This window comes from Mycobacterium sp., from assembly GCF_036488105.1.
Classification (GTDB): Bacteria; Actinomycetota; Actinomycetes; order Mycobacteriales; family Mycobacteriaceae; genus Mycobacterium.
In genome coordinates, this window is the sequence record NZ_DASXHW010000305.1 from 25,896 (window position 1) to 33,312 (window position 7,417).

A 7,417-nucleotide genomic window follows, 5' to 3' on the forward strand; every position below is an offset into this window, starting at 1 on the left:
GTGGGTTACTTGGGAATCGAGGCGGCCATCTGATCGGCTATCTGACTGGCGATGTCGGTCGGGTCGCCGTTCTGGCAGACCTTGGCGGCCAATAGGACGTTGCTCTGCGTGCGGAAATCGAAGGCGCAGCGCCAGGCGCCTTGTTGACCGTTGGTTATCCCGATCGATGTCCACCGAGCCCTGTTGTCGGTGACATTTGGGGTCTGCAGTTGGAACTGGACATTGCTTCCCGACTCGCCGGGCACGAGCGCTCCGTCGCATCCATTGAGGCCGCTCAGTGCATTGTGGAAGTTGCGGTCCGCATCTCGCGCGTCGGGGTATGTCGCAACCTGTTGATCGACGATGTGCTGGTAATTGTCCTTCGCTTCGCGGTAGTCGTAGCCGCGATATGCGGTGTAGTCGACATCTATTCCGAACGAATTCGAGTCGGGCCCTTCCAGCGGACTGCAATTGGACTTGTCGCCGAAATCTCTGGGAGCCGGCGGATACAACACGGTGTGGCTGTCGCCGAGGTTGGTGCCGAGGATCTTGCTCGCTTGCGGCACGTCCACGATTACGGATTTGATCTTGTTCGGCGCGAGAAAACCTGCAGGTGCCGGAGGAGCAGGCTTGTCCGGAGGCGGTATCCGGGCACTGATCTGATCGACGGCAGCAGCGGCAGCGGGGGCCCCGTTGGCCCATGCGCACATTGATGCCTCGACTATGACGTTGTTCTTGACGCGCGCCTGGTGGTCGCAGCGCCAGCCAAGTGGTTGGTTCTTGTCGGTGAACTGCAGGGCGCCGAATGTCACCGCGTCGCCGTTGAACGGACCCGGGGCCAGGATTTTCCAGGTGGCGGGGTTGTCCTTAGCTGCGATCGTGACGGAATTGCAGTGGCCCAGTGTCGCGTACGCTTTGTGGAAGATTTCGCCGGCTTTGTCGGATGTTTCGAAAGTGGCGAAGTTCTGCGAAAACATCCCAGTGAGGCTGTCATCTTTGGATGCCTGATTTCGAATTGACCGGTAAGCAGTGAATTCCCCGTCTGCAAGGGCGTCTTTGGTAATTCCCATCGTCAGCGCGCAGTCAGGTTTGCTGTAGTCGCCCGCGGACGCGGTGGGCGAATCGAACTGTGATCTATCGTCGAGAGGCAGGCCGACGATCTCGTTGACATCCTCGTTAGACAAGACCAAGCTCTTGAGGTTGTTGGCGGGCAACGGTTTTGGAGGCGAAGCGGGAGTGGCCGGCGCCGCGTCGGGAGCGTGGGTCTTTGAAGTCTTCTGCGCCTGCATCGGGAACCATGACGGCGTGTGACTGCCGCACGCCGCGACCATCAACACCGTTGCCGCGGTGCAACTCGCTACCAGAAGGCGGCGCCGCTGACGGTGCGTCATCAGATAAGTCCTCTCGTTTTATTTCAGGCGCAGAAGCAGGGATCAGGCTGATGTTAGCCTGCCGGACGATTGGGGCTGAACGGGTATGCAGCGGGTCGCGGTGGACCAATGTAAACGCCACCGCCAAAGCGAAATTCGCTGAATCGTCATAGCGAGTTGCGGTATCCAGTATTTTTGCCGATGACCCGTTCCCGTTGCGGATACCTTAGGAGTCGCTGCTCACTCGTTGGAGGTTGAAATGGCCCGTCCGCGGATAGTTTTCAACCATGTCGGATTGTGCGTCGCCGACACCGCGCGCTCGCGCCGCTTCTACGAAGGTCTGCTGGGTTTCACCTACTGGTGGGAACTCGAGCCGCCCGACGAGGGGACGGGTCAACTGCTGCAGTTAGGCCAGCCGATCGGCTTGCACGCGACGTATCTGGTTCGCGACGGACTGGTGCTCGAGCTGCTTGCCTACTCGCATCGCGTCCTGCGGGCCGGGTCGCAACGCATCATGGACCAGGTCGGGCTCACCCACCTGTCGCTATCAGTGTCGAACCTCGGCGAAGTACTCGCCGCAGTGGAGAGTTTTGGCGGATCGGTCGTCGAGGGCACTGTCTCTGACCAATCGGCAATGGTCCGCGACCCGGACGGTCAGCTGCTTGAGCTGCTCTCGGACTCGTGGCTCGCTGTCTTGCCGCCGCGCCCCGAAAGCGCCACGCATGCAACGATCTAGGCATGACGCCCGCTAATGATCCGGTCGACGCCGACCCGGATCCACATATTGTGCTCGGGATCGTCGGCGATCCGGGTGCCGCCTTTTCGCTGGCCCGCGAGCTCGCCGATACCGAGTTGCATTGCGAGCTCGACCGCCGGTTACCCGGTGCCCGCTGGTGCGTCGAGGTCGTGGAGGGTCGCCTAGTGCAGCCGCCGGCGACCGACGCCCAGATCGTGAAAGCCGCGCGGAAGACACTGCTTGAAAAGGGTTGGGATGTCATAATTTGTCTTACGGACCTCCCGTTACACGTCGAACAACGACCGGTGGTGGCCCACGCCAATCCGGTGCGCAACGTAGCGATCGTGTCTGTGCCTGCGTTGGGGGCAGTGGGGGGACGCCATCGGATCCGCGAGACGATCGTGCGCCTGCTTGTACGACTGATCGCAGGATCTGCTGAACTGCACCATTCCAAGGGCGATGGCGGCCGCCGCTCGTCGAGGCGACTCACGGTGCAGCGGGTTCGGGAACTGGGCAGCGACCCGGCTGATGAAGCGTTTCTGTACACCGCACGAGTGCTGACCGGCAATCTGACGTTGATCAGCGGAATGGTGGCGGCCAACCAGCCGTGGCGGTTGTCATTGCGATTATCGCGCGCGCTGACGGGTGCCGTCGCTGCCGGAGTGTTCGGCTTGGTGACCGCCGATATCTGGCGACTGGCCGACGCCTTTGGGTTGCTCCGTCTCGGCGGCACGGCGCTGGTGTCAATCTGCGCGACAGTCGTGACCTTGATCGTCGGCGCTGAGTTGTGGGAACCGATCGTCGCTCGCGCAGTACGCAAGCAGGTGATTCTGTTCAATATCGTCACCGTGGTCACTGTTCTGATCGGCGTGACTGTGCTGTACGTGGCCCTCTATGTGTTAGCGCTGGGCGCGTCGTTCTGGTTCGTGATGCCGCAAATCTGGCGCGACCAAGTCGGCCATCCGGCCACTATGCGCGATTACTTCGAATTAGCCTGGCTGATCTCATCATTGGCGATGATCGGTGGCGCATTGGGTGCGGCGCTGGAATCCGACGAAGCGGTGCGAGAGGCGGCCTACGTCCAGCACCCCGACGACGAAGACGAGATCGAGAAGGCAGCCTGAGGCGAGCGGGGCTCGACCTCTAGGAAGTGTTCAGCGCGACGGCGGCGCGAATGAGGGCCTTCAGTGCTTGTTCGTTGATCTTGTCGTCCTCGTGAATGTCGATGGCCCGCCTGGTATTTCCATCCAGGCTGGAGTTGAAGAGACTCGACGGGTCATCGAGTGAAGCGCCCTTGGCGAAGGTCAGCTTGACGACATTCTTGTAAGTCTCACCGGTGCAGATCATTCCGGCGTGATACCACACCGGCACCCCGCGCCACTTCCACTCCTCGACCACGTCCGGGTCGGCGTCTTTGATCAGTTTCCTGATACGAGCCAACGTCTGGCCGCGCCAGTCACCGAGTTCTTTGATGCGGGCATCAATCAGCTGTGCGGGGGACTCCCCACCCTTCTCGCCGCTTTTGGCTTTCGCCATGTGTGTTATCGCTCTCGTCAAGTCGTGTCGTTCATCCGACATTTAAGTATGGCCGGTCAGGAAAGGCCCACGTGCGCAGCAATGTGAGGTGACCGATCGAGGCTAAAATTACACGACGACGAACCACACGGCGGCGTAGTGACTCACCGCCGCCGCTGCGGTGAAGGCGTGAAAAAACTCGTGATAGCCGAAGGTGCGCGGCCACGGGTTCGGCCAACGAATGGCGAAGAAGATAACGCCGATATTGTAGAGGACCCCGCCCGCGACGAGCAGGCCGACGACGATCGGACCTCCGCCATCGAGGAGGGTGCCGGCGAACCAGAGCGCCACATAGCCGAGCAAGAGGTACAGCGGTAGGCCAACCCATCGCGGGCTCGACGGCCACCACATCTTCAGTGCCACGCCAGCTGCTGCGCCCGTCCATACGATGGCCAGCACTTCGGCTCCGGTGCGCGGCGGCATCGCCAACAGCGCGAACGGGGTGTAACTACCGGCGATGAAGATGAAGATCGCCGAGTGATCCAGCCGCCTCATCCACTTCAAGGCCACCGGATTGTGCCAGTGCTTGCGGTGATAGATGGCGCTGACGCTGAACATCGCGACAATGGCGACGGTGTAGATCAGGGTCGCGAGGACGGCTTTCTGAGAAGACGTGATCCCTGCAACCGACACCAATGCCAATCCGCCCACGGTGGCGATGGCCGCACAGCCGAGGTGGATCCAGCCCCGTGCGCGTGGCCTCCCAATGAGCTCGGCGACGGTGTCGGCGAGACCTTGGGGTAGGTCGTCGACGGGCGGGGTCACCAGATCGCCCACTGGAGGAGCCGTCTTCGGGTCTGCCCGGCGAGCTGTCAAGGTGTACTCGTCGCTAGTAAGCCTGTTCGAGCGAGCCGAGGACGGCGAGCCATCGACGATCCCCAGGACGGCAAGCCGCTTTCCGTTTGAACCACCACGACACGATACCTATGACCGTGGTTGCGGTGTGTCTGCGCTGGCGGGTGTCGGGGACTATCGTTTAGGTGATGCCTGTCCCTGCATCCGCACCTGCGGCTCATGTGGAGGGCGTCGAACGGTTCTTGGCGAGTTACCGTTCGATTCCCTCGACGGCGGCTGTCCGACTGGCCAAGCCCACCTCCAATTTGTTCCGCGACCGCGCGAAACTCAGCACCCCTGGACTAGACGTTTCAGGGCTGACGAACGTCATTTCGGTTGACTCGGACGCACGCACCGCCGACGTGGCCGGAATGTGCACCTACGAAGATCTGGTGGCAGCGACGCGCCCGTATGGCCTGTCGCCGCTGGTGGTCCCGCAACTGAAGACCATCACGCTGGGCGGGGCAGTCGCCGGGTTGGGCATCGAGTCGGCCTCATTCCGCAACGGCCTGCCCCATGAGTCGGTGCTGGAGTTAGACATCCTCACCGGCACAGGAGAATTGCTCACCGTTTCACCTCGGCAGCACCCCGACCTCTTCCGCACGTATCCGAATTCATATGGCACACTGGGGTATTCGACACGGTTACGCATCGAGTTAGAACCTGTCAAACCGTTCGTCGCGCTGCGGCACGTGCGGTTCCACTCGCTGGGCCACCTGATGGCGGCGATGGATCGCATCATTGACACCGGTGAGTTCGATGGTGTCTCTGTCGACTATCTCGACGGCGTGGTGTTCAACGCCACCGAGAGCTACCTATCTCTCGGTGTGCGCACGGCGGCCCCTGGCCCGGTCAGTGACTACACCGGACAGGGCATCTACTACCGCTCCATCCAGCACGACACCGGCGCCGTAGAAGACCGGTTGACAATGCACGACTACTTCTGGCGATGGGACACCGACTGGTTCTGGTGCTCCGGTGCTTTCGGCGCACAGAACCCCCGTCTGCGACGCTGGTGGCCGCGGCGCTACCGCCGTAGCAGCATGTACTGGAAGCTGGTAGCACTGGACCGGCGGTTCGGTATCGCCGACCGGATCGAAAAGCGCAATGGCCGTCCACCTCGGGAACGGGTGGTCCAAGATGTCGAGCTCCCACTCGAGCGCACCACGGAGTTCTTGGAATGGTTCCTCAATGCGGTACCGATCACTCCGATCTGGTTGTGCCCGTTGCGGTTACGGGATCACGACGGCTGGTCGCTGTATCCGATCCGGCCGGGACACAGTTACGTCAATGTCGGCTTCTGGTCGTCGGTTCCGGTGGGCGCGACCGATGGCGCGACGAATCGATTGATCGAGGAGAAGGTCGGTTCGCTGGACGGGCACAAGTCGCTGTACTCCGACTCCTACTACAGCAGAGAAGAGTTCGATCAACTCTACGGCGGCGAGACCTACAAGACCGCGAAGAAGATCTACGATCCAGATTCCCGCTTCCTCGACCTTTACGCAAAGGCGGTGCAACGCCGATGACGACCACAAAGGAGCCGGCGTGGACCGCGACAGGCAAGTTGAGCCTCGCTGAGGTCCTGGCGGTCTTCACCCGCGGTGCCACGGAATCATTACGATTCACTGCCTACGACGGCAGTAGCGCCGGAGCCGAAGACGCCGCACTGGGAATGGACCTGCTGACTCCTCGCGGTACGACCTATCTGGCCACCGCGCCAGGCGAACTCGGTCTGGCCCGGGCATACGTCGCCGGTGACATCGAGGCGCGCGGCGTGCACCCCGGCGATCCCTACGACGTGCTCAAGTTGCTGGCTGAAAAGGTCTCGTTCACCAGGCCCTCGCCGCGACTGATGGCCAGGATCATCCGCGCGGTCGGCATCGAGCATCTCCTGCCGGCAGCGCCACCGCCGCAGGAGATGCTGCCTCGCTGGCGCCGAATCGCCGAGGGCATGCGGCACAGCAAGACTCGTGATGCCGGGGCGATCCAATACCACTACGACGTCTCCAACACCTTTTACGAGTGGGTCTTGGGGCCGTCAATGACCTACACGTGTGCGGTCTATCCAGAGTCCGAAGCAACGCTGGAGGCGGCCCAGGACAACAAATACCGGCTGATCTTCGAGAAGCTGAGGCTGCAGCCGGGGGACCGGCTACTCGACGTCGGCTGCGGCTGGGGTGGCATGGTGCGCTACGCGGCCCGGCGCGGCGTCCACGCGATCGGCGCGACATTGTCCGCAGAGCAATCCGCGTGGGCGCGAACAGCGATCGAGGCTGAAGGGCTCGGCGAATGGGCCGAGGTGCGTCACTGCGACTATCGCGACGTCGACGAAACCGGTTTCGACGCAGTCTCCTCGATCGGATTGACCGAGCACATCGGCGTCAAGAACTATCCGTCCTATTTCGAATTCCTCAAGTCCAAGTTGCGCACTGACGGTTTGCTGCTCAACCACTGCATCACCCGCAACAACAACAAGTCGAACTTCCGCGCGAGCAGCTTCACCGATCGCTACGTTTTCCCGGACGGCGAGCTGACCGGTTCGGGCCGCATCCTCTCCCAAATCCAAGACGTGGGTTTCGAGGTGCTCCACGCGGAGAATTTCCGTCACCACTACGCCATGACGTTGCGTGACTGGTCCCGCAACCTCGTCGCCCACTGGGACGAGGCTGTCGCCGAGGTTGGCATCGCCACGGCGAAGGTATGGGGCTTGTACATGGCGGCGTCCCGGGTGGCGTTCGAACAGAACAATATTCAGCTGCACCACGTGCTGGCGTCCAATCTCGCCAGGCACGGCACCGACGGCCTGCCACTGCGCCCATGGTGGCAGGCCTAGCCCTGGCTGTCGCCACTCGTCCGCGTGGTCACGGGACGAACGCCGATGAGGAACTCCTCAATCTCGTCGAGGATCGCATCCTGGTCTCAA

At 62.0% G+C, this 7,417-nt stretch carries 7 protein-coding genes; 4 read left to right on the forward strand and 3 right to left on the reverse strand.

Annotation, left to right across the window (positions count from 1 at the left end; all coding sequences use genetic code 11):
- Positions 1-5: 5 nt before the first annotated feature.
- The gene (locus tag VGH54_RS16110) at positions 6-1,370 is read right to left on the reverse strand and encodes a sensor domain-containing protein (RefSeq protein WP_331513060.1); all 1,365 of its coding nucleotides are present in this window, start codon (positions 1,368-1,370) and stop codon (positions 6-8) included.
- Between the two features lie 238 nt (positions 1,371-1,608).
- Here VGH54_RS16110 and VGH54_RS16115 point away from each other — a divergent pair, with 238 nt between their 5' ends.
- Both VGH54_RS16115 and VGH54_RS16120 read left to right on the forward strand, forming a co-directional pair.
- Positions 1,609-2,085, forward strand: a complete 477-nt coding sequence (locus VGH54_RS16115; protein WP_331513061.1) for a VOC family protein — start codon at positions 1,609-1,611, stop codon at positions 2,083-2,085.
- Between the two features lie 2 nt (positions 2,086-2,087).
- Positions 2,088-3,209 carry a hypothetical protein gene (locus VGH54_RS16120; RefSeq protein ID WP_331513062.1) on the forward strand — a complete coding sequence of 374 codons (1,122 nt, stop codon included), beginning with the start codon at positions 2,088-2,090 and terminating at the stop codon, positions 3,207-3,209.
- Between the two features lie 19 nt (positions 3,210-3,228).
- Here the strand turns inward: VGH54_RS16120 and VGH54_RS16125 are convergent, their stop codons facing one another.
- The gene (locus VGH54_RS16125) at positions 3,229-3,621 is read right to left on the reverse strand and encodes a DUF1801 domain-containing protein (protein ID WP_331513063.1); all 393 of its coding nucleotides are present in this window, start codon (positions 3,619-3,621) and stop codon (positions 3,229-3,231) included.
- 108 nt (positions 3,622-3,729) lie between these two features.
- Entirely contained in the window at positions 3,730-4,437 is a 708-nt protein-coding gene (gene trhA, locus VGH54_RS16130; protein WP_331513064.1) for a PAQR family membrane homeostasis protein TrhA, read from the reverse strand.
- Between the two features lie 206 nt (positions 4,438-4,643).
- On the opposite strand from trhA, the gene VGH54_RS16135 reads away from it, so the two are divergent.
- Both VGH54_RS16135 and VGH54_RS16140 read left to right on the forward strand, forming a co-directional pair.
- Complete coding sequence (locus VGH54_RS16135; RefSeq protein WP_331513065.1) at positions 4,644-6,020, forward strand: FAD-binding oxidoreductase; 1,377 nt, start codon at positions 4,644-4,646, stop codon at positions 6,018-6,020.
- Positions 6,017-7,327, forward strand: coding sequence for a class I SAM-dependent methyltransferase (locus tag VGH54_RS16140; protein WP_331513066.1), 1,311 nt, complete (start codon positions 6,017-6,019; stop codon positions 7,325-7,327). Before VGH54_RS16135 ends, VGH54_RS16140 begins: the two co-directional genes overlap by 4 nt.
- Positions 7,328-7,417: the final 90 nt, after the last annotated feature.